The organism is Bacillus cereus group sp. BfR-BA-01331 (assembly GCF_022663915.1).
Classification (GTDB): domain Bacteria; phylum Bacillota; class Bacilli; order Bacillales; family Bacillaceae_G; genus Bacillus_A; species Bacillus_A mycoides.
In genome coordinates, this window is the sequence record NZ_JAKUGJ010000013.1 from 1 (window position 1) to 22,677 (window position 22,677).

The following is a 22,677-nucleotide window of genomic DNA, read 5'->3' on the forward strand; positions in this document are numbered from 1 at the left end:
TAGCCAATCACTTGACTAGCAGGGCTTACTGATATATTTAATTAACTTTGGTTATAATTGGTTAAATAAATCGTAACAGTTAGTTACCCTTTGTCGGTTCATCAAGCAATAATAAAGTCGGCTTTGATAATAACGTTGTACATAATGCGAGTAATTGTTGTTCCCCGCCGCTACAATCATGCGGATGACGTTCTTTAAGCGAATATAACCAAAACTGTTTTAGCATATTTTCTGCTATTTCTTTTCCTTGTTCTCCGTATAATTCACTTGCACGTTCATACACTTCTTCCCACACTGTATCAAATGTAAAATGATAGTATGGGTGCTGCGATACATATCCTATACTTTTAAATCGTTCTTTCGAATCAATTTTATGTATCACTTTTCCACTCCACTTTACTTTCCCTCTTCTAGCTTTTTGTAATCCTGCTAAAATCGTTAACAGTGTAGACTTCCCGGTTCCGTTTTTCCCAACTAGAGCTGTCCATTTTCCTTTTTCGATGTTCACTGTTAAATCTCGTAAAATAAGGGGACTATTTTTCTCATATTGAAAAGATATATGTTCTGCACTTAAGATCACTTCTTGCTTTTCACACTGTTCTACTTGCCCATCCCTATATGATATCGCTGAAAAATCATTCATTTTCATTTGCGCTTCTCGCACTGTAAACGGAATATCTTCTACATTCCACTCTAAAAACAATCTTGGAATTTGCGGGATAAATGGACGGAACTTTTCAACTTCCCACATGTTAGCTATAACCGTTTTAGGACTACCATCATAAACGATTCGGCCGTTATTCATACAAATAACGCGTGTTGCAAGTGGTATCACTTCATCCAGACGATGTTCACTTAAAACGATCGTAATTCCAAGTTCTTCATTAATACGTTTTAATAATCCTAAAAACTCTTTTGCAGCAATCGGATCTAGCTGCGCTGTCGGTTCATCCAGTAATAATAACTTCGGCTGCATGACTAATACTGCTGCTAAATTTACTAGTTGTTTTTGACCACCAGATAAAGTATGAACAGATTGATGTAACAAATCTTGAAATCCTAAAAAGCTAATAAGTTCCGCTATTCTTTTTTGAATAATATGTGATGGTAACCCGATATTTTCTAAAGAAAATGCTAATTCTTGAATCACTGTATCCATTACGAGCTGATTTTCTGGGTTTTGAAATACCATACCAATGTCTTGTGCAGATAATAAATCAGGTACTTCCTCTAATAAAACGTCATCATAAAATATCTCTCCTGAACGCGTGCCAATTGGCAGTAATTCCTTTTTAAAATGTTTTAATAAAGTTGTCTTCCCAGAACCTGAACCGCCAGCAAGTACTATAAATTCTCCTTTTTGAACAGAAAGAGAAATATGCTGTAACGCTTCTTCATTTTCATCAGCATATATAAATGATAAATTCTTTATTTCTGCATGCGCCACCATATCGATTCCCTTCCTTCCATCATAATCGGTAAACTAATAAACATCATAAATAGGAAAAACATCATTCCATCGTATTGCTGGAACAGTATTGATTCCACTTTCGGATAAATGATCAATTTCCCTCCGCCATAATAACTAAATATGAATGCGGCTATAAATAGAATACTTAAATAACTTAGCGTGTACCAATCGCGTCTTTCCATTCTATACCGAATATAAGTCGTGCGTTTCGTTACACCAAATCCACGAGCTTGCATAGAATCTGCTGTTTGTAGTGCATCTTCTAACGAACAAACTAATAACACTTGCAGTAATTTCATTCCATTTTTTATACGCTCAATGAGTGAACCTGAATCTAATTGTACACCTTTCGTTTTTTGGACGAGTGTAATTTTCTTTAACCGCCTAATAAACAAAGGAACAAACCTCACTGTAATCATCGTTAACAACGCTACTTTCGGTGAAATTCTTGAAAATAAATATAAAAATTTATGACTCGAAATAATATCGTTATACGAAGCAAACGTAAACATAATCGCAACTAATAATAAACCCATAACAAGTCCATACATACAGGCCTCAAGCTTAATCCGGCTATCTCCTAAATAAAATAACGTAGTCGCTCCTCTATGTGTTAATAAAGAATTAAATAAAATAACCATCAAAAAGAATACGATAGTACTAGGTAGCATCTTTCTTATTTTCTCACCATTTCCCTGTACTATATTTAAGGTTACTATTAGTATAATCGCTCCAATTAAAAAAAGAGGATGAAGACACATCATACATAGTATCATCACCCCAATATAATAGAAAAAATTCACAAAAGGATGTAAAGAAGAAAAGCTTATTTTCATAGTCCTTTACCGAATATCCCTTCTTAATTTAGTATACATACACCCATTCAACTGTATCTCCTGGTTTAACTGTAACTACACCAGCACTACGGTTCGGAAATGCACCGTTCACACGATATTTCCATCCACTATTATCATTTACGTCTTTTTCATATAAATTTTCAATACCTTTTACGTAAACATCACCTTTAGATCCACTCGCATCAACATCTAATCCTGTACTCTTTAGCACACTGTAAACTGTATCGCCTTCTTGTACATCAACCTTTTTCGCACCTAATAAGTATCCTTCATGTCCTTTTACCGAGATAGTAACTTGTTTTGCTTTAGGTACTGGCACTGGTACTACATCTGGTGGTGGTGGTGGCGGAGCTGGTAGATTATTGTTCTCTTCTGGATTTTTCTTTTGCTCCTGCTTTGGTGTTTCTTTTGGCTGATTAACAACCTTTGCTTCTTCTTTTACTTCTGGCGCTTTCGGCGGCTGAGGTTTCTCTTCTTGTACTTTTTGTTCCGGTTGTTTATTTGCAGCAGGCTGTTCCTTTGGTTTCTCTTCTTTCTTTACTTCAGGCTGTTCCTGCGCTTTTTCTTCTTTCGGTTTCTCTTCTACTTTTTGTTCTTGTTTATCTTTCTGCTCTTCTTGTGGTTTTTGTTCCGGTTCAGCTTGCTTCTCTTCCGGTTTCGGTACATCTTTTTGTTCTTCCTGCTTCGCTACTTCTTTTTGCTCTTCTTGCTTCGGTTCTGCCTTCTTCTCAGGTTTTACAGCCGTTTCTTCACATCCGGCTAATAATCCCAATGAAAGAACTAAAGAAATGAACCATTTCATCTTACTCATGCTGTCCTCACCTTTCATAATAAAATTAGGAGCAAATGATTGCTCCTAATTTTTGTTAAGCTGCTTTACGTCTCCATAATACATATGCAGAAGCGATACATAATACACCCATACCTACTTGTGTTGCTGCACTATGAGAAGATGCTCCTGTTTGTGGTAATTGATTCTTATTCTTGTTTGTTTCTTTATTAACTCGTTCGTTATCTACAACAACTTTTAGATTTTCATCTTTTGGTTGTTTTTGTAACTCTTCTTGTTGTTTCGGCTGTTCTACAACTTCTTTTTCTTCTACAGTTGTCTCTGGCTCTACAATTGGTTTCGTATCAATTTCATTCTCTACTACATTTGACCAATCATAAATCGATTTCCCAAGATCTTTAAACTGAAGTAACGCTAAAAATGCTTGCTCTGTAGCCATTCCGCTACCTTTTTGATCACTTGGTAACCATTTGAACTCACCATTTGGAAGCTGGTATGACATTAAATTTTGTACTGCTTTATTAAGACGATCGTGATCCACATCTTTAACTAGCGATAGTCCAATAATTGCTTGTGCAGTACTATTAGAATTCTCTTGTCCATCAGCGGCAAAACCACCATTACCTAGCTGCTGCTTGTATAAATAATCAACAGCTTTTTGAATAGCTGGCTTTACATCTGCTTGATCTTGATAAGGAGCTAATGCTGCTAATACCATACTTGTTACATCAACGTTACTAGCACTTTCTTTACTACTTGAACTATCATATGTCCAGCCACCGTCTGTATGCTGCGCTTGTAAAAGTGCTTGTACTAAAGCAGCTCGATTCCATTTTGCTTCGGCCGGAATCTCATATTTCTTTGTATCTAATGCAAGTAATGTAAATGCGTATCCTGTAACGGAATTCACTTTATCTGATTCAAACAAATTTTGCACTAAATTTTGTCCCTCTACCTTTGTAGGATCAACATTCATTGCATTCATCATAATAATCGTTCTAGCTAAATCTGTTGCTGAAAAACGATTTAAACGCTTCTTAACCTTTCCAGCTACTGGCTTAACATAGTTTATTTTCGTTTCAAGCGGAACATTTACACCTGAACGAGCAAGTCCAATCGCAACCCAATCACTACCAATTCCATCTTGTAACATCTTTTCTGACGTTTTAGAAATCGCTTCGTTTAATTGTGCTGCTGGAATTTCGACTTTCTCTTGCTTTGGTTGTTCTGTTACTTTATCTTCTGGTTTTTCTGTTTTCGGTTCCTCTGGTTTACCATCTGGCTTTTCTGTTTTCGGTTCTTCTGGCTTACCATCTGGCTTTTCTGTTTTCGGTTCTTCTGGTTTACCATCTGGCTTTTCTGTTTTCGGTTCCTCTGGTTTACCATCTGGTTTTTCTGTTTTCGGTTCTTCTGGTTTTGGCTCTTCTACAGTTTTACAAGTGCCAAATTTATCTAACGTTTGTTGCAACGTTTGTTGACTCATATTGCTCCAGTCTGCAACGTAACGAAATGCAACAACATCCCCAGACTCTAATTTATAACTATCCGCACCAACTTCTGCAGATTTATCATTTACATCATACAACCAACCGCTCGTTGCTCCGGCCATTAATCCATCGATGCCCTTTATATACGTTCCAAATGACATACTTTCAGATGTTACTTTGTCACCCATAACTTTTTGTAGCAAACTAAAAGCTGTTTCTCCATCTTCAATGGAAACTTCTTTCGGACATAACATAATTCCTTTTTGTGATTCACCAATAATTACAAGTTTCGCTGTCTTTCCTTCAGCAAACGCAATATGTACTGTATTCGCAAAAGAAACAAATACAAGTGCCACTGCCATTAATGATGTAAGCAGCCATTTCTTTAACATTGCCATCCCAAAATTCCCTCCCTTTACTAACATTCACACAAAAAAAGACCCTTTAAGGGTATGCGGTTGACACTCTCTTTTTGTAAGTGTCGAACAAAAATGTACAACACCTCCTACCCGCATTATTCGCGGCTATATTTGTATAGGAAAAATAATTTCGTTTATGAACGCACCATTGTGATAACATTCACTTTTCTAGGCAAAATTTACTCCCTTTTCAAGTTATCCCGCTATTCGCCGAGCAGTAAGACCCCCACCTCAAATTCAGCGAAAGCAAAGAAGTTAGCTGGGGATCAACTGCCCGTAAATGCCCGATTGGTGAAGGCTAATAATCAGTGGGGATGAACAAAATCCCCACTGATTAAAGTTTCACTTTATCGTAAATCGATAAACCTATACATTCTGTAATTTTTAAATTCTGTATTATTTTACTATTGACAAAGAATTTTGTCCATGCTTTATCGGATTTATTTTCTAAGAATAATAGCTTAATAGCCTTCCATTATTAGAAGTCATCCCTCACTATGTAAGCTTTTATCACTAACAATAATTCCATCTTCATCTACATAAACATATTCATTCGGTTTCCATTCAACTTCACCAAATTGCACCGGAATATTTCTTTCTCCTTTTCCTTCTTTTACACTTCTATTTGGCATTGTCCCTAACGCTACAATACCAATATTAATATTTTTTAATTCACTAGAATCACGAACATACCCATTTACAATAATTCCTGCTAAGTTTCTCTCTTCCGCAATAGCTGCCAAATTATCACCGAGTAACGCACAATTTTTAGAAGCTCCGCCATCAACAACTAATACTGTACCTTCCGGCAGTGTTTGTAACCCCTCTTTTACTAGTACATTATCATCCTTCACTTTTACCGTTGCGATTTTCCCATAGAATTGTTTTTTCTTCCCGAAAGACCGAAAAGACTGGCGACATATTTGTAATTCCTTTTCAAATTCATCACATAGATCCGTAGTTTTCCACATCTCTTTCCCTCTTTTCTTTTCCTTTTATATTACATATTCTTGGGTTTTTTTCGTTTCCCTGTCTAATATTGCAACAATTTGTATGTGCAGGAAAAGGACAGAAAAACTATTGCCTTAAGAAGCCACCTTTATTATAATCTATTTCACAGATAAATTTCAGAATATTAAAAATTAACCAAGTGAAAAAGGAGGGGTTTTATGCAATTACAAACCGAGGCAAAAAAACAGCCTAGTAAACGAAAGTTTAAAATGCCTGACGCGTACGTACTACTATTTTTTATTGCCTTACTTTGTGCAATAGCTACATATTTCGTTCCTGCTGGAGAATTTAAAAGAGTCACAAACGGTACTGTTACAACGACAATACCAGGAAGTTATCATTCTGTTCCACAATCGCCGGTAGGGTTTGTTTCTTTTTTTACCGCTATTGAAAAAGGAATGACACTTGCTGCTCCTATCATCTTCTTAATTTTATTTACAGGTGGAGCCATTGCAATTCTTGAAAAAACAGGTGCTCTTGACGGTTTAATCTATCATGTAATTAACAAATTTCGGAATCAGCAATTACTTTTCATTTGTATTGTCGCCGCACTCTTTTCTATTCTCGGAACGACTGGTATTATCGTGAACTCAGTTATCGGCTTTATCCCCATCGGCATCATCGTTGCACGCACATTAAAATGGGACGCTATCGTCGGCGTAGCAATTATTTATTTAGGCACTTATGCTGGTTTTAATGCTACTATTTTATCTCCCTCACCTTTAGGCATTTCACAAAAAATCGCAGAACTCCCGATGTTTTCAGGAATTGGTTTACGTACGGCAATTTATATCTCTTTTTTAATTGCTACCATTTTGTATATTAATTGGTATGTAAAACGCTTAAAAAAATCGAATAAAGGAAGCATACTCGGAGATAACTGGTTTCCAAGTAATGCTCTTTCAAGTGAGAAAGAAACAGAGAAAACAGAAGTTCCTTGGACAATACGTCATAAATTAATTTTACTCGTTTCAGCTTTATCATTAATTGCATTTTTAATAGGCGCTTTTCGTCTACATTGGACGGACGCAGAAATGACCGCTACTTTTATATTCATAGCAATTACAGCGGGAATAATAGGTGGTATGAAAGCAAACGATATCGCTTCTACTTTTCTAGCAGGCTGCCAAAATCTCATATACGGTGCTTTGATCGTCGGAATGGCTCGTTGTATTTCAGTCATTTTAGAACAAGGCAAATTACTTGATACAATCGTTAATCAACTCGCACAGTCTCTCGAAGGACATAGCCCTGTATTTGGCGTTCTCGGCATGTATGTAAGTAGTGCCGCATTACATTTCCTCATTTCATCCGGGACAGGAGAATCTGTTATTTTCATTCCGATATTAGCTCCATTAGCCGATTTCATGCATATTACACGCCAAGTTACAGTACAGGCTGTTATGCTTGGAGAAGGTGTAGTGAACTGCCTCAATCCAACTTCTGGTGTTTTAATGGGCGTTCTCGCAGCGAGCGGCATTTCTTATGGAAAATGGATTCGCTTCATGGCTCCACTTGCATTCATTTGGTTTATCATTGGACTTATTTTTCTTATTGTTGGCGTGAATATTGAGTGGGGACCGTATTAAAAGACTCATATTATACTTAACTTAATAAAATATCTATTCTATTCTCCAATCCTATAAAAATCACTTATTCTAGTATAGATATAAACAGGGATTGATCATAGTGATCAATCCCTTCTCTCAAAGCAAAATACCTTTAAATATTTTAATTCCAAATTTTATTTACCCATTCTGGATGATCAATAAAAGGATTACGATTATGTTGATATTTCGTAAAAATCACTTCATTACGCTTTCGCTCTAAATCATCTACCGGGTCTTGTTCATTCCATTTTAGTAAAACGGATAGTTTACCCATGTACGGATCTTTATTGTTATTCACCTTTTCATTTAATTCTAAGTCTATTTCGCCGTTGTCTCCTTCATAACGAACAGCCATGTAAAATAGCATTCTAGCGATATCTCCTTTTACACTATCACGAGGTTCCCAAGAATCACTATCGTACTTACATTCTGTCGCTTCTGAATGATTCACACCACCATTATCAAAATCCAGATTCCCACGTGAGCTATTTACAGATACATCCGTCGCTCTTAAATGATGCAAATCTGTTCCAGCTCCTGCCGTCGTTCCAAAATCACCGTGAGATTTTGCCCAAACATGCTCTCGGTTCCAATTATCAACTCCTGAACCATTCGTAAGTTTCCCTTGCGAACGCCCAGTATATAAGAGTAGCACATTGTTTTTATTATTTGGATCTTCATCAGTATCTCTTAGTGCTTCCCAAACCGCACTGTATGATAACTTTGTATGATCATCAATAACATTATGAAGTTCCTTCTTTAATTCTAAACCCATTTTTCCTATTGCATTATTATAATATGTATCGTCATAGCTTTTTACAATAATCTCTTGTGGTGATGCAGAAGCTACTTCACCGTGTATGATATCTGTGAATGATAGAGATGCAGTACCTAAAATAAAAAATGAAGATAGTGTAACCATAGCGAGCTTTGTATTTCGAAACTTCATATACCCATTTCCCCTTTAAAATATAATTTGAAGCTATTAACTAAAAAATGCTTTCTAACCCCCAAAAACTTTTAGAAAGCCATACCCATCCTTTTCTTTTTATTTAATACAAAACTCTATTGATTCTGTATTATTCCCACACTTTTTGTTTATCTACTTTTCACAAGGAATATCCTTCTCTAGTAAAGATTATTAAAATATTCTTTACAATTAAAAAGTAGTTTAATGTTAACTTATAAATTTCAATTTTTTTATGCAATCATGCATATTTGATAAATCGTTCGACTTTTCTTTTTTCTATAACAGTCTTTATTTTTTGGTGTAAAACCCTTCTTCCTCTGAAAAATAAGTACAAAAATAGATTGGATACCATGTAAGGCACCAATCTATTTTAATTAAAGAAACTTTGGTAATTCTGAGTTCACAACACATTGTGCAGTAATGATAACATTTTTATATTGAGACAGAACTACTACTATTTATTTGGTATCGAATCTATATACTTTTTAACTACTTCATATACATATTCTTGATTTGCCGCAGCTGTATTTGGGTTGTATTTTCCGCCGTTTGTTTTATTGTTAGATAATACTCGAATCCCTAAAAATGGTACGTCATAAGCTTTTGCAATTTGCGCTGCGGCAGCGCCTTCCATTTCTTCTACTGATGTACCGTATTTTGTATGGAACCACTTAATTCTATCAACTTCATTATTCCAAACGTCTGCTGAACCTATAGTACCTTCCACCACTTTACCTTTTGTATACTTGTCTTTTACTGCATTAGCTGCTGCAAGTAAATCCTTATCTCCCTCGTAGTATCGGATTTTCTCAGCATTTGGATCTTCTCCTGCACTTCCTTCAGAAGCCATCAGGTCCATAGATATCCATTTTGCCGGCTCAATCCCTTGGTTCTCATTCATATTTGTTGTTTTTAACGAACCTATATTCGCCACTTGTTTTCCTAAAACAATATCAAATACGTTTAAATTAGGATCATGTCCACCTGATGTTCCTTGGTTAATAATCGCTATAGGCTTATATTTTTCAATAGCCACTGCTGTAGCGGCTGCTGTATTTTCCATTCCTTTACCTGTTTTCGCAACGATTACAGGATAATTGTCTACAGTTCCTTTATAAAATACAAAACTCCCAGATTTTTCTTCTTTCACATTTTTTAACCTTTTTGCAAATTTTTCAGCTTCTATTGGCATTGGGCCTTGAATTAAGATAGGATCTTGATTACTTTTTGCCTCTGCTACTTGTTTTGGACTAGCATTACATCCTGCAAGTATTGCGAATGACAATGCGATAGTAGTTGCTAGGGCACCATATTTTTTCAACAGATTTTTCTTCATAAATAATCTCTCCTCTTTCTCTTGTTGTTTTCTATACTCGAGGTTTTGGTCCAAAGAAAAAAGCTCTAGAAATTGTAGAAGAATCTCTACTTTCTAGAACTACGGTAGTCAAAGTTAATTAAGCAAAAGATGAGGCCATTGCTAAATTATAGATCAGTAGCGGCTCAATACACCGAACGACCGAATACTTTAACCCGTAGTCCAGTTCTTTCATTGGGAACTAGGTAGAAACGCTCGGACCATATTACCGAGTATATACGAGTGATGTTATTTAAAATTATTATATTGGTAATATAACAAACTATTAGTGTATACGCAATCTAAAAGTTAACATTTTTAATAAAAATAATAAGAATGTTCGTTTTTACAACTTAAATAGTTAGGATTTATCATTACCAAATGGAAAACGACGATAAAAAACTTATTACCCATATACTAAACTAGATTAACCTACAACAACCGATCTTTTACGGACAATTACTCTCCCTTCCAACTTCCTCACCTTCGCCTAATATTGAGCTGAGAGTCTTACTGCCCGCATATTGCGAAGTAAAATTCGTATCCATCCAATTCACAATAATTTCTTCCAGCTTCGGATGAAGCGGCTTATCTGCACCTTCCGCATAAATCTTTTTAAATTCTAACGCTTTAAAATCACCTTCAAAATATTTTAAGGTATGATCCATATTTTTTATTACATATACTTCGGAATCACCCTTAACATAATTACCAATTCGCTTCGCTTTTTCAGGATTTGTCTGAAAGTCTTTATCACCAGCAATTGCTAGTACTGGACATTTTACTTTCATTAAATCTTTATAAATGTCATGCTGAAAATGCTCTCTAAGCCATTTTGCATTCATTGGCTTAAAACCAATTTTAACAATATCTTTTTTGGAGTTTATCATTTTCTCTGTTGCTTTTTGCGCCTGCTTTTCTCCCCGTTTCTCAATATTGAGAAGATGCATTAACTTTCCTTTTATTCCTTTTTGCTCTTTTAACTCTTTATAAATAATCTCTCTTTGTCTTTTAGTAGCTTCTTCTAACGATTCCGCAGCTCCTGTAAGAAGTATGAGTCCATTAACTGGTGTTCTTGCGTTTACTACAGTCGCTAACATACACCCTTCACTATGACCAGCTAAAATGATATTTTCCGGATCAACAAATGGTTGCTCTTTCAAATACGCAATAACAGCTTCTATATCGGATACTAAATCCCACATCCCAGCTTTCATAAATTCACCCCTACTTGCTCCAACACCACGTTTATCAAAACGTAATGTAACTACTCCGAGGTTTGTAATTAGATGTGCCAAGTCTTTATACATATTCCCTTTCATATTCAGTGGCACTATCGTTCCATCACGATCAACTTCTCCAGATCCAGCGATAATGACAACAGCTGCATACTTCCCGTCAGCTTTTGGCTTTGTAATCGTACCGCACAAAGTAAATTCACTATTTATCGCTACTTCATATTCATCAAAAGTCATTATATTTATCCTCCCTCTATTCTTTTATATCCAATTTAAACTTCAAACTCGCTATCATATTTTTATACTCTAGTAAGTCTTTCATCGATGCGAAAATCGGGTTCTCTGCAATACTTTGTAGCATACTCCGCTTTATAATCTCTTCATTTCTAACCGTTTTAGCACCGAGTGGAAATTCTGCAAACCATCCATCAATCGCATCAAAATATGAATCACCGTGTAAATGCAGACTATTTACTGTGAAGCTATCCGTACAAACAGCTGCATATTTCCGTAGCATTTCTAATGAACCTTCAAAATTTTCTTGCATGCAATATACTTGTGCAGCAGCATAGTATACTTTTAAAGTCATATTAGGATGTAGTTTTTCTATTTCATACATGTCTATTAACATGAATGCTCTATTTAAAATTACCTCTACCTTTTCAGCGTTTGAGGCATTTACTACTACATAATTCGGTATTGTCGCAACGAGTTGTATTAAATGTTGATACATACTAATTTGCATCATTTCATTCGCCTTTTTAGCATTTCCAAGCATTTGATACGCCTGCGCAATTAGATCTTCCTCTGGAAAGTTAGGACGTATCGTTTCGCCAAGTAATTGAAGCACCTCATTTGGTCTATTGAGTATAAGATAGCAAGTTGCTTGAAACGATACCGCCTCTTTCACAAGAGAAACATCTTCACTTTCTTCCTGCACTCGGCTAAAGAGATACATTGCCTCTTCTAAAATTTCAGTTCTTTTATCCGTATCCTCTGTTAACATATGGTGGTTAATAAAAAGTAGCCCCATTTGAAGTAATAATGGAAAACAAGAATAATATTTTTTAATCATTTCTCTGCACTCCATCATTACTTCATCAAACGGTTCTTCACTAAAAGCTTCCGCTAGTCTATGATATAAATTTTTAATATCTTCCTGTTCCATTTGTGGTGTATAACAGATTAATTCATCTATACTTATGTTAAAGTACGATGCTAACAGTGGTAAAAATGTAATATCCGGATAACTCTGCCCCGTCTCCCATTTGGAAACAGATGCCTTCGTAATACCGATATACGCCGCTAACTCTTCCTGTGTAATTCCCTTTTCTTTTCTCTTATCCGCAATGATTTTATGAATATGAATCTCTCTCACTGTATCACCTCATACTTTTATTATATGTACTATATTCTATACAGAATATGGATTTAGAGTCGACTTTCGTTAACAAAATCAACTGTTAGGAAACATCTCTCTAAAATAAAAGAAGCTCCAAATTTTATTATATTTAGGTCATAGATATTAAACTTAATAAAGTGAAACTTTAATCAGTGGGGGTTTTGTTCATCCCACACTGATTATTAGCCTTCACCAATCGGGCTTTTACGGGCAGTTGATCCCCCACCTAACTTCTTTACTTCCGCTGAATTTTGAGGTGGGGGTCTTACTGCCCGTTAATGCGGGATAAAACCAAAGGCAGGAACATATTTAATATGTTCCTGCCTTTTTATTGTGGGGTACCGATACATAGCCATCTAGCTAAGATTTTGAAGTGCTTCAAAATCAAAAATTTCATCTCACCACAGTTTTCTATGAGAATCCAGTGAACAGCTTATTTACATAATTTTCGATTATCGGAATTCAATGTATCTAAAAATTTATAAAAATGCTTTCCAGATCGCTTAGCTGGAGGGCATTCTTTGTTCACATGATTCTCGATATAAGAAATGAATAAATAAGATCTACTTAACATTAGCTCCCGTTATCAGTAATTGGATAACTACTTAAAACCGAAAAGGAATTTGCCAATTTTTTTGCAAAACTTAATGGTGGTTCAACAGATTGGATATGAATATACATAATCAATGGTTTCATATATAACCAATGATTATGTAAGGCGCTAACAATAATCCCTTGTTGAACAATTGATTGTATAAACAAAGGAATTTCTTCTTGTAAAATAGCGATTTCTCCAAAGTTCAACGCATTGCCACTTTGATCTAACGATTCAAAAGATAGCCCCACCGGTATCACCGAGGTGCTTGGTCGTCCTTGAACAAACACTTTAATATTACGACGCAAGGAGACAGAACAAACACCCTGATTTATGTTGCTTTTTCCATTAAGAATTTTAGCAAATTGCTCACAAAGGAAATTAAGGTTGTTCATAAATCTGATGCCCCTTTCTTATCAGATAAAAGTTACTTCATAAGTATTAATACTTATGAAGTAACTTTTATATAAGTAATTCAAGAAATTCCCATAAAGAAAAGACACCCTAAGGTGCCTTCCTCCGATTTGAACCACTTTACTTTTAATAATATGTATTAGACATTAAGTAAACACGTCCTATAAAACAGAATTATTTATTTTTACCAGATTATTAGTGTACAAATACAAGAGAATCGAGATCGTTTGTTTGGCTAGATTAAAGCAACCCACATCTATATGGTTGAGATGTGTTACGCCTTCTAATCGGAGAATCTGCTTTATAGAACGTGTCCACAAGTTATACTTTACTACATGTAATATTTATTTAGTGTAATTTTACCAAATATGTATAATTGCATTAAGCTTACGAGAAAAAGAGAGTATACTTTGGTATTGTGTAATAAAGATAAAGCCCACCTACGGAAATAGGTAGGCTTTTCTAATAGTTTTTTAGCAGAAGCAAGCCGCTCCAACGATGATTAATAAAATAAACAATACAACTAGTAATGCAAATCCTCCAGCAAAGCCGCAGCCTCCGCCACAACTACCACCAAAACCCATAATAGTTCCTCCTTTAGATTGGAGGGTAAAACATAGGGTCACTCATGTATTTTAACGGATTCAAATTACTTTATGATTTTACGCATGAATTGAGCAGGTCCTTTTGAAAATAAAGAAAAGACAGCCTAGGGTGCCTTCCTCCAACTTGAACCACTTTAATTTTAATAAGGGGTACCGCCACATCGCTATCAAGCTAAGCTTATGCAAAGTCAATTTTAGGCGAGATTTTTTCTTTTTCTAAAGAGCAAGTGTAGGTGATTGAAAGATTTGCATACGAAAGAAACCCTAACGGGTTTCACTTTTTTGAATTAAGCGGCTTGATTATCAGACATGGTACAATTGTAAACGACACCTAATATATCAAAGACCGTTTTTTTCTCATATCGATGAGATTTCCGCCCGTTTTGCTGTAGGAGATTGAACAGGCGAAGTAACACCTTTGATAGCTCTTGGGTGTTTTTTTGTATAGTTTGGAATAGGAGAAGAAAATAGTCTTTAATCATATATATGGCTTTATACTCACTAAGCTCTCGTTTTTTCTTTATGAAGAGCACTTGGCGCATTTGAAACATGATAGAAGAACAGAGTAGAATGGCAATCAATTGACCATATAAATGGCATTCCAATCGTTCTGGTTTTATCTTTTTACAATGATGAATTTGAAAGAATGACTTCCACGTTTTAAATAAAATTTCGATTTGCCAACGCAAAGAATACCAGTCATGTACCTGTCCCATCGGGACAATATCTGTAGGGGTGTTTGTCATATATACATTGATACCACTGAGTCGTTTACTACGAGGAGAATACTTCATTCCTTTCTTTTTTTCTCTTACAGTTTGATCTTGTAATCGTTTTTGTTGCTGTTGTTTTGTTAATCGATGAACAATTACACGGGCTGGCACTTTATCAATCATTCCTACATAAGCATCAGCTATTTCACATGTTTGTCCTGGTTGAAGGGAGTTCATTAACGTCTCCATATCTAACTGTATATACTCTGTACCTTTCTTAATTCTTCCATCTTGAAAATAATCAGGGTTAGGATTTTTTTGATACATACGTGTATTCGACTTGATACGAGAGATATAGTAGGCCTCTTTATCTTGTCTATATTGAAGGTCTTTTAAATGAAAACAACCTAAATCTCGGATACATAAATCATTCGCTGTCACACTTGGGGCACACAGAGAGCCGTAAGTGCGATCATGTTGTTTACCTGGACCTGTATGAATATGAAGGAACTGTCCACTTAACAAATCATACTCAAGTTGAATTTTTATCCCAGCTGTATGGCTGCAGCCTCCTGCACCTGGATAAACCGATGAAAATACATCCGGGAGTTGAAATGCAGTTGAATCTAAAATACGAATACGCTTGAAAACAGAAGTGTATGGAGAAGAAATCGGCATAGATGCGGCCAATTTTTTGCTTAGTAGTTCGGCTAGTAGGTGTTGTAAAAGTTGGACGGCCGCCTTATTAAATCGTTGATTCAGTCCCTCAGGACTGATGAGTACTGCTGTTGATGCTTCTAAACAGCTAGATAACTGAGTTAAAGAAGTCATAGCTACATTTTGGCTCACCCATACACATAAAGCTACCAAATCTTTTGCTTGATACTTACTGGTTCGTTGTACAAAACCAACATCTCTAGCAAGATCTCGTAAGATATTTGGAGATAAAAAACTTTGAATCTCTTGAGCAAATAGTTGTAGTTCGTCAGACACAGAAACAGACATAAAAAACGCCATCCTTTCCTATGATTCTACAGAAAGAATAGCGTATTTTTTCATTTTAGGGGGCATTTCTTTTTATTAACTTGGTAGCGATATGATGATACCCCCTGTAAGTGAGAATTAAAGCTGTGTTTATGCTTGATGTTTGAATGTAAACAATTCATTTTCAGGTACCTGCAAAACACTCTTATTAGTATTTTTAACAGAGATACTGGCAGTTCTGTTTCTTTCTAAAGAATCTTGAATACTATCAGTTATTTTATTCGCAGCTAGAACAGTCAAACTAAAGAAGATTATCGGAACCATTGGAATCCAAGTATCAGCAGATAGAGAAGGATAGTACATCCCAATTAAACCAGTCCACTCATGTGTTACAGAATCAGCCTCATCACCATAAAGAACTGTTCCACCAAAAAACAAATTTATTAAACCTAAATGAAGCAACAATGTTAGTGTTTGTACGAATTGTTGCATAAGCATTATTATAAACGTTGGAACCAGGTGAGGAAGAATGTGCTTAACAACAATGTATAATTTTCCGCCACCGAGGATCTTTGCAGCTTCAACAAACTCTTCAGTTTGCAATTTCCTTACTTCATTTGCAACATATAATGATAGAGTGGGAACACTTAAAAGAACAATCACAGCCAATTGGAATAGAAGTCTTTGGTAAAATGGAGCCGGTATCGTCCCATTAGCATAAATAAGTACTTCTGATAATATGAAATAACAAATCATAACCATTGGTACGATTGTAAAACTATCAAAAAATGCTTCAATTTTTTTAAACCCTCTTTTAACATATGCACCAAGTAAAAAACCGATTATAACGCCTAACACCATGCGTAATATGGCTACTACGATTGCAAACCCAATAGTCCATTTTGCCCCTTCAATTATCAGATTGAGTAAGTCGTACCCCGCTCTGTCGGTACCAAATAAAAATTGCATTGAAGGTGGAAATGGAGGCACTTCAGGATAACCAGTTTTATCATATTGAAGGATTACTTTATGTATATTTCCGTCATTAAAAACAGTATTTCCTATACTTAGGACCATTAATATTGTTAAAAATAAACCACCTAACCAGAACCGTTTATCACGTTTTAAATAATTCCACATATTATATTTTCTCCTTCATCGCAGTAGGTACCAACCAATGGAAACATTTAAAAAATAAGAATATAGGTAAGTAAATTAATATTAATCCAACCGTGAATACCTCAACACTTTGGTATTCTTTAATAAAAACAAAGAATCCGAGAGTATTGAAAATCGATTCTATTATGTATAAGTTAGAGAGCATAAACCATATATTAGCTTTTACAAAGAACAAAGTACTTAATAGAACGTTTCTTAGTACATGGTGGTTTAAAATATGAAGACGATCCATACCCTTTGAAGCAGCGAACAACACATAATCCTTTCTCAACTCATCCTCAAATCTTAGAAGTAAGAACTTAACAAACATGATAACGGTAGGTATACAAAAACAGATAATCGGTAAGAGTCGCACCTTCTGGTCTCCAATTCCTGCTACTTGTGCTGCCATGACACCAGTTTTCTGGAATATCCATACCACCAACAATTGGGAACCAACAATAAACAATATGTCAGGTAAAGATTGAAGAAATAACATGAATTCTTTAATCCTATTCTGCCATTTTTCGTTAACCCTTAAGATTACGTGTACTAGTATAAATGACACTATTAATGAAACAATCAGTGAAATTGAGAGTATAACCATCGTCTCTTTATAGTGAAAAAATATTTGTGGGAACAAATCCTTTTTAATCTTCATACCATACTGCATAGATGAAGCATGTAGTATTATCTTCTCGCAAATTTTATAAATACTACTAAAATACCCTGGAATATCTATTGAAAGCCCTTTGAATAGAATTGGTAGAGAGCCAACCGCTAGTATACCGACAAACGACAACAATAGATGAATAATTAGCTCCCAGCCTGATAGAATGATTTTCTTCGACACATAACCACATCCTTCTTACTTAATTTTCCACCCTTAATAATAGATTTAATTTTCAGAAATGTAAACCCTTATATCGGTATAGGTAAACTTTCAACGGGGCATTTACAAAAATATGATTTAATTCAAAATTGAATTAAATCATATTTTTGTAAACACTAAACTTATAAACTTGGAGCTCTATTATAGAATTGGCTAAAATCTAACATCATTTAGAGCATCGTTATTTTAAAGTCCTTGATAGTTTTGTATTTCCTATGATAAGGGAAGTCCGTGAAAAAACGGATGATCTTTAGCCTATTCTATTACCGTTGAGGAGTTTGAAAAGGCCGTAATGGAACTTCTTACAGGGGTACCGTCACATTGCTATCAGGTAAAAAAAATACAACTACCCACAATGAGATTTTGTGCTAACTTGTAATAAAAAGCTTATTTTTTCGTTTTGGGGGTATTTGCTTTTCTTAGCTTGATGGTGATGGGGTACCGCCACATGCCCATCAAGCTAAGATTTTAAAGTACCCCCTAAATGGAATTTTTTTATAGCACCGAAGTTCATTTTTATGATTTTTGGGGAAGAATGTGCTTCTTAACTTGATACCGCAAAAAAACAAACAGGAATGACTATTAAGTCATTCCTGTTCCTTAAAGAAACATTCTATGGTACTAGCAACTGCCTTGAATGCTTCACCTTGGACACTAGAAATTGATAATCCTCCAATTATACTTTTCTACTGTGAATTTACACTATCCCAGTTATCATCCCAATTTTCAGTAATATGCTTATAAGCTTTAAAAGGTTTATCACGACTTGGTGAAACATATTTTAAAGCAGCTATCAACTCTACAAACTCCAAAATACTTCAGGCCCTTCTTTTAGAACTGGAGTTACCTCTTCGTTGCGAGATAAAACTTCCATTTAGGTGGTGCTATTAAATTTTAAAAGCTAAAACAAGCATAACCCCGTTCTAAATTTAGGACGGGGTTAAAATATAGTTGTTTAATTTCCAATATAAGATACTTCACTGTACTCAAAAATATAACAATCTAAGGTTTATTCAGGCGCCCGATTGCGGAAAATCAAGAAAATGAATATGATTGCTGCTTATAGATTGTTGAGCTAACGCACCCGTTACTTTAAGTGAATTGATTCAAAATCTCACCGGTAATTTACTCGAAAAATCTGGATTAACTTAATAAAAAAAAGGACTCCCTTTTTGGGAATCCAATTCATTCAGTGTCACTTTGGTTAAAGTCTAATCTTCTCGGTTCGCAACACTGTCATTAGCCTCATCGGCACCTTCGCCGACTTTGTTACCCATCGCTCCTCCTGCAACAGCTCCTGCAACGGTACCAAGTGGACCAAGAACAGAACCCAAAGCAGCTCCTGCAACAGCACCGACACCAGTTCCTACCGCTTCACCAGCATCATTATCAACACGGTTACGTTCGTTTTTATCAGCCACTCATCTCACTCCTTATTTAGAATAGGCAAGTGCATTCCAGCACAATACCTTACATATTTTGACCTATAAGGACAGATTTATTCAAAGTGTTAGAATCCTGAGGATTTAGCAAACCGGCGCTTTACATAGCGATGATCTTGTTCTATGTAATTATTGAAATGTTTGATTGTAGAATGAGTAGTACTTTTATAAAAGTCATTCACCTTTAATTTTTTGAGTGAACAATGAAGAAATGAACTGTTATATTCATGACCCTAACTATATTTCGAGAATAAAACCAGTGATTAATGCAGACTTACAAAATTCAAAGCAAGTAACATCCTCTGACGTCAATCAATTATCTATAAAAGAAAAAATGAAAGAAAAGGTTGCAAAAATGTTTGAGTATTATTTGTAAAGACAAAGTATTTTTATATTAGGGATAGTTTCACATTGCCATCAAGATAAGAAATGCAAATACCCCATATCCATCAAGCTAACAAGGACGAGTTACCCCAAAACGATAAAAACGATCAACATGCATCAAAAAAAACACGCTAAGCAAAAATACAATGAGCTGTCCATATGGACAGCTCATTTACATAATTTTCGAAAGTGGAAGTTATTTTTCTTAAATAATAATATATTTTTCTTGAAAATTAGAAGTAAAGCCTCCTACGTGAACATCTATAATATTATTAAAATCAGTTGATACATTTACAATAATCTCTGAAGGCTGATCCATTACATATCCTTGCTCAAAAGTGAAGGTATTATGTTTTTTAAAATTTTTATTTTGTTTTATTAAATAACATGCTAGTGCTGCATTTGATGTACCAGTGGCACTTTCTTCTGGAACATTAAACAAAGGTGCAAAGTTTCTGCAATGAGCTGTAGAATTATATAGTGTTTCCAGTGTAAATACATGATAACCAATTACATTATATTTCTTACTTATTTCAGCAATCCTCTTCATATCAGGAATAATCTTTAACAGGTCTGAAAGTTTTCTGACAGGTATAATAATATCATGTAAACCTGTAGATACGATTTGAATAGGCATATCAGGTATTAGTTGTTTTTCATCTAGATTTAAAGATTCAATAATTTCTTTACAAGGAAGTGTTGTAAGGAAATCAGGGAGATTTTGTTGTAAAGATATCATTTTATTTTCGTCAATTTTTACGTTAAGCATCCCCGCTTTAGTCTTTATTGTATACACTTTTGAATTTATTTCTTTCATTTGGGCTAATAAGGAAAAAGTGGCAATTGTAGCATGTCCACATATGGCAACTTCTTCATTTGGTGTAAAATATTTAATTTCGTAATCAGAATTTACAGAAGGAAGTACAAATGCAGTTTCGGAGAAATTTAGTTTGTTTGCAATAGCTTGCATATCTTTTGTTGTAAGATCCTTTGTGTCTAAAACAACCCCAGCTGGATTCCCACCTTTTGTATTTTTAGTGAAGGCGTTTAACATATATGTTTTAATCTTCAATCCAATCACTTCTTTCTCTTTTTCCCCAGTGTATCATGTTGTAGATATAAAAAGTGACATGTATATTCCATACATCTCTAGTTAACATAACATCCTATTATCGGGACTCAATGTATTTAGAAAACTATTAAAAGTCCTTCAGATTGTTTAACTGGAGGACTTAAGTGATTTTGAGTTGCAAGAGGTTTTATCTTTTCTCACTGATTTTAAGTCTTTTTACATTTATGAAAAATGCGCTTCCAATTGTGAATATAACGGAAGAGATATACATTGTTATCCCTGAGTATTTATTATCAAACATTGTAATATTAAGTAAATTAATGAACATCATCAATATAAGTGATATGTACAATCCATTAATATATTTCACTTATGCCTCCCCCTTTACTTTACTTTTTTTCGGAAACCCCTATGTGATAAATAGTGGTTTCTAAAGGTATTATTTAGAATGTCCTTTTCCCTATTTTACCATTTGAGAGAGTTGATATGTTGTTTGTTTTCGGTTGAATATTGTATACATACTCGGTTAACATGACGTCTCATTATCGGTAGCAAGGAAAAAGGAGAACCCTGCTCTCACAAGGGAACCTTCTTTTTTAGTTCTATGAATCTATACATTTTTTTATACATTCCTATCCTGGCATGGTTTTAGGGCTCTTGTTTGTTACTAGATTAGCCAAAAAACTTTATAAAATCTTGCATGTTCTTAGCGTGGGGGTTTTTCCAAAATACTGGCATCCCCCAATATGTGCTTTCTTATGGGTATTTCTTAAACCCTCATTAAAACACTCTCCCGTCCTTTGTCTATCTTTAAGAGTAACTCTGCTTGTTTATTTAAAGTCCTTGCAACGAGGCATTGTACTCCTCCTAAAGCCAAACAAATGATTATAATTACACATCCATATTATACTGATTAAACTGAAAATTCAATCTCTTTTCGTTTCATTCATTATGTAAATAAAAAAGGATAATCCGCCCTCATAATCGACTAATTATCCTATAAATCTTTATCTAAATTTAATAAAATTAGAACTTCTTTTCCTATGTATACTTATTTCGTTATTTCACCAAACTGCGCTCTCGTCACTTTCGCCAAGTCATCAACTTTTAGCTCAATTTGCACGCCAATTTTCCCGCCGCTTACAATGATCGTTTCAAGCGATTGAGCACTCGCATCAATACATGTAGAAAATAACTTCTTCATTCCTACTGGTGAACAACCGCCGCGAATATACCCTGAAACTTTCGTAATATCTTTAACAGGAATCATTTCTATCTTCTTTTCACCGACCGCCTTTGCGGCTGCTTTTAAATTTAGTTCCTCATCTACTGGGATAATGAACACATGATAATCCTTACTATTCCCTTGAGCGACAAGTGTTTTATATACTTCTCTCACTTCTCTACCAATTTTCCCAGCAACTGATACGCCATCAATTTTCCCATCGTCCGGATCATATGACATCATCGAATATTCAATTTTTTCTTTATCTAATATTCGCATCGCATTTGTTTTATCTTTTTTCATAGTGTTCTCCTTAAAAAGTTATTTCATATTATTAAGTTTTCTTTTATTATACACTCTTTTCAATTTCTCCTACATAACTTCACGTATTCTTCAAAACTGAAAATATTGATATTTCCAAATTCATCTGATATAATTTGGAAAAACTTATGTTAAGGAGAGATTTGTAATGCGAACTTTTAATACTTCTTTCCAACTTCATCATCATACGTAACGCCGTGTATCCGAAGAAAAATTTTTCTTCGTGGGTACAGGGCTATTCCTGTTGACCCACGAAGCGTTCA

The 22,677-nt window shown here is 34.9% G+C and carries 18 protein-coding genes, 4 pseudogenes and 1 riboswitch; of the genes and pseudogenes, 2 read left to right on the top strand and 20 right to left on the bottom strand.

Features of this window, described 5'->3' with window-relative positions; genetic code table 11:
• Nucleotides 1-85: 85 nt before the first annotated feature.
• The 5 genes and pseudogenes from MR155_RS20570 to rraA form a co-directional block, all read right to left on the bottom strand.
• Nucleotides 86-1,456, bottom strand: a pseudogene (locus tag MR155_RS20570) (ABC transporter ATP-binding protein); the annotation flags it as partial.
• The gene (locus MR155_RS20575) at nucleotides 1,429-2,307 is read right to left on the bottom strand and encodes an energy-coupling factor transporter transmembrane component T (protein ID WP_242310957.1); all 879 of its coding nucleotides are present in this window, start codon (nucleotides 2,305-2,307) and stop codon (nucleotides 1,429-1,431) included. The pseudogene MR155_RS20570 and the gene MR155_RS20575, both read right to left, overlap by 28 nt.
• A 28-nt stretch (nucleotides 2,308-2,335) precedes the next feature.
• On the bottom strand, nucleotides 2,336-3,139 hold the full coding sequence (locus tag MR155_RS20580) for a DUF4430 domain-containing protein (protein WP_242310958.1): 804 nt from the start codon (nucleotides 3,137-3,139) through the stop codon (nucleotides 2,336-2,338).
• A gap of 55 nt (nucleotides 3,140-3,194) precedes the next feature.
• On the bottom strand, nucleotides 3,195-5,003 hold the full coding sequence (locus MR155_RS20585) for a DUF4430 domain-containing protein (RefSeq protein ID WP_242310959.1): 1,809 nt from the start codon (nucleotides 5,001-5,003) through the stop codon (nucleotides 3,195-3,197).
• Nucleotides 5,004-5,509: 506 nt separating this feature from the next.
• Nucleotides 5,510-5,995 carry a ribonuclease E activity regulator RraA gene (rraA, locus tag MR155_RS20590; protein WP_002013954.1) on the bottom strand — a complete coding sequence of 162 codons (486 nt, stop codon included), beginning with the start codon at nucleotides 5,993-5,995 and terminating at the stop codon, nucleotides 5,510-5,512.
• Nucleotides 5,996-6,193: 198 nt separating this feature from the next.
• Here rraA and MR155_RS20595 point away from each other — a divergent pair, with 198 nt between their 5' ends.
• Entirely contained in the window at nucleotides 6,194-7,624 is a 1,431-nt protein-coding gene (locus MR155_RS20595) for a YfcC family protein (protein ID WP_002013955.1), read from the top strand.
• Between the two features lie 142 nt (nucleotides 7,625-7,766).
• On the opposite strand, the gene MR155_RS20600 is transcribed toward MR155_RS20595, so the two are convergent.
• From MR155_RS20600 to MR155_RS20650, 12 genes and pseudogenes are all read right to left on the bottom strand, one after another.
• Nucleotides 7,767-8,594 carry an endonuclease I family protein gene (locus MR155_RS20600; RefSeq protein ID WP_242310960.1) on the bottom strand — a complete coding sequence of 276 codons (828 nt, stop codon included), beginning with the start codon at nucleotides 8,592-8,594 and terminating at the stop codon, nucleotides 7,767-7,769.
• Between the two features lie 475 nt (nucleotides 8,595-9,069).
• Nucleotides 9,070-9,951 carry a 5'-methylthioadenosine/S-adenosylhomocysteine nucleosidase gene (locus MR155_RS20605; RefSeq protein WP_242310961.1) on the bottom strand — a complete coding sequence of 294 codons (882 nt, stop codon included), beginning with the start codon at nucleotides 9,949-9,951 and terminating at the stop codon, nucleotides 9,070-9,072.
• A gap of 177 nt (nucleotides 9,952-10,128) precedes the next feature.
• Nucleotides 10,129-10,232: riboswitch (purine riboswitch) on the bottom strand.
• A 186-nt stretch (nucleotides 10,233-10,418) separates the two neighbouring features.
• Complete coding sequence (locus tag MR155_RS20610; protein WP_242310962.1) at nucleotides 10,419-11,444, bottom strand: alpha/beta hydrolase family protein; 1,026 nt, start codon at nucleotides 11,442-11,444, stop codon at nucleotides 10,419-10,421.
• Between the two features lie 16 nt (nucleotides 11,445-11,460).
• Nucleotides 11,461-12,585 carry a helix-turn-helix domain-containing protein gene (locus MR155_RS20615; RefSeq protein WP_242310963.1) on the bottom strand — a complete coding sequence of 375 codons (1,125 nt, stop codon included), beginning with the start codon at nucleotides 12,583-12,585 and terminating at the stop codon, nucleotides 11,461-11,463.
• Nucleotides 12,586-13,182: 597 nt separating this feature from the next.
• Complete coding sequence (locus MR155_RS20620; protein WP_001061492.1) at nucleotides 13,183-13,599, bottom strand: DUF1259 domain-containing protein; 417 nt, start codon at nucleotides 13,597-13,599, stop codon at nucleotides 13,183-13,185.
• Nucleotides 13,600-14,091: 492 nt separating this feature from the next.
• On the bottom strand, nucleotides 14,092-14,202 hold the full coding sequence (locus MR155_RS20625) for a YjcZ family sporulation protein (RefSeq protein WP_000505679.1): 111 nt from the start codon (nucleotides 14,200-14,202) through the stop codon (nucleotides 14,092-14,094).
• Nucleotides 14,203-14,510: 308 nt separating this feature from the next.
• Nucleotides 14,511-15,941: an IS4 family transposase gene (locus MR155_RS20630; RefSeq protein WP_242310964.1), complete on the bottom strand. Its 1,431-nt coding sequence runs from the start codon at nucleotides 15,939-15,941 to the stop codon at nucleotides 14,511-14,513.
• 129 nt (nucleotides 15,942-16,070) lie between these two features.
• The gene (locus MR155_RS20635; RefSeq protein ID WP_113735397.1) at nucleotides 16,071-17,060 is read right to left on the bottom strand and encodes an ABC transporter permease; all 990 of its coding nucleotides are present in this window, start codon (nucleotides 17,058-17,060) and stop codon (nucleotides 16,071-16,073) included.
• A 1-nt stretch (nucleotide 17,061) separates the two neighbouring features.
• Nucleotides 17,062-17,931 carry an ABC transporter permease subunit gene (locus MR155_RS20640; RefSeq protein WP_063225630.1) on the bottom strand — a complete coding sequence of 290 codons (870 nt, stop codon included), beginning with the start codon at nucleotides 17,929-17,931 and terminating at the stop codon, nucleotides 17,062-17,064.
• A 626-nt stretch (nucleotides 17,932-18,557) separates the two neighbouring features.
• Nucleotides 18,558-18,767: pseudogene (locus tag MR155_RS32060) on the bottom strand (hypothetical protein).
• A 414-nt stretch (nucleotides 18,768-19,181) separates the two neighbouring features.
• On the bottom strand, nucleotides 19,182-19,391 hold the full coding sequence (locus MR155_RS20645; RefSeq protein WP_000764044.1) for a glycine zipper domain-containing protein: 210 nt from the start codon (nucleotides 19,389-19,391) through the stop codon (nucleotides 19,182-19,184).
• Between the two features lie 92 nt (nucleotides 19,392-19,483).
• Nucleotides 19,484-19,621 (bottom strand): annotated as a pseudogene (locus tag MR155_RS20650) (IS6 family transposase); the annotation flags it as partial.
• Here MR155_RS20650 and MR155_RS20655 point away from each other — a divergent pair.
• Nucleotides 19,615-19,788 (top strand): annotated as a pseudogene (locus MR155_RS20655) (cardiolipin synthase); the annotation flags it as partial. The pseudogenes MR155_RS20650 and MR155_RS20655 sit on opposite strands and share 7 nt — an antisense overlap.
• 213 nt (nucleotides 19,789-20,001) lie before the next feature.
• On the opposite strand, the gene MR155_RS20660 reads toward MR155_RS20655, so the two are convergent.
• The 3 genes from MR155_RS20660 to ybaK all read right to left on the bottom strand — a co-directional run bounded on the left by MR155_RS20660 (nucleotide 20,002) and on the right by ybaK (nucleotide 22,396).
• Complete coding sequence (locus tag MR155_RS20660) at nucleotides 20,002-20,868, bottom strand: PhzF family phenazine biosynthesis protein (RefSeq protein WP_242310965.1); 867 nt, start codon at nucleotides 20,866-20,868, stop codon at nucleotides 20,002-20,004.
• 187 nt (nucleotides 20,869-21,055) lie between these two features.
• Nucleotides 21,056-21,238, bottom strand: a complete 183-nt coding sequence (locus MR155_RS32065) for a hypothetical protein (RefSeq protein WP_219303149.1) — start codon at nucleotides 21,236-21,238, stop codon at nucleotides 21,056-21,058.
• 681 nt (nucleotides 21,239-21,919) lie between these two features.
• Nucleotides 21,920-22,396 (bottom strand): Cys-tRNA(Pro) deacylase, encoded by a 477-nt coding sequence (ybaK, locus tag MR155_RS20670; protein ID WP_002142510.1) that lies wholly within the window; start codon nucleotides 22,394-22,396, stop codon nucleotides 21,920-21,922.
• Nucleotides 22,397-22,677: the final 281 nt, after the last annotated feature.

Excerpts from the sequence above, each read along its gene's own strand:
- MR155_RS20575 (WP_242310957.1), bottom strand. The coding sequence starts at position 2,307 with ATGAAAATAAGCTTTTCTTCTTTACATCCTTTTGTGAATTTTTTCTAT.
- MR155_RS20580 (WP_242310958.1), bottom strand. The coding sequence starts at position 3,139 with ATGAGTAAGATGAAATGGTTCATTTCTTTAGTTCTTTCATTGGGATTA.
- MR155_RS20585 (WP_242310959.1), bottom strand. The coding sequence starts at position 5,003 with ATGGCAATGTTAAAGAAATGGCTGCTTACATCATTAATGGCAGTGGCA.
- rraA (WP_002013954.1), bottom strand. The coding sequence starts at position 5,995 with ATGTGGAAAACTACGGATCTATGTGATGAATTTGAAAAGGAATTACAA.
- MR155_RS20595 (WP_002013955.1), top strand. The coding sequence starts at position 6,194 with ATGCAATTACAAACCGAGGCAAAAAAACAGCCTAGTAAACGAAAGTTT.
- MR155_RS20600 (WP_242310960.1), bottom strand. The coding sequence starts at position 8,594 with ATGAAGTTTCGAAATACAAAGCTCGCTATGGTTACACTATCTTCATTT.
- MR155_RS20605 (WP_242310961.1), bottom strand. The coding sequence starts at position 9,951 with ATGAAGAAAAATCTGTTGAAAAAATATGGTGCCCTAGCAACTACTATC.
- MR155_RS20610 (WP_242310962.1), bottom strand. The coding sequence starts at position 11,444 with ATGACTTTTGATGAATATGAAGTAGCGATAAATAGTGAATTTACTTTG.
- MR155_RS20620 (WP_001061492.1), bottom strand. The coding sequence starts at position 13,599 with ATGAACAACCTTAATTTCCTTTGTGAGCAATTTGCTAAAATTCTTAAT.
- MR155_RS20625 (WP_000505679.1), bottom strand. The coding sequence starts at position 14,202 with ATGGGTTTTGGTGGTAGTTGTGGCGGAGGCTGCGGCTTTGCTGGAGGA.
- MR155_RS20630 (WP_242310964.1), bottom strand. The coding sequence starts at position 15,941 with ATGTCTGTTTCTGTGTCTGACGAACTACAACTATTTGCTCAAGAGATT.
- MR155_RS20635 (WP_113735397.1), bottom strand. The coding sequence starts at position 17,060 with ATGTGGAATTATTTAAAACGTGATAAACGGTTCTGGTTAGGTGGTTTA.
- ybaK (WP_002142510.1), bottom strand. The coding sequence starts at position 22,396 with ATGAAAAAAGATAAAACAAATGCGATGCGAATATTAGATAAAGAAAAA.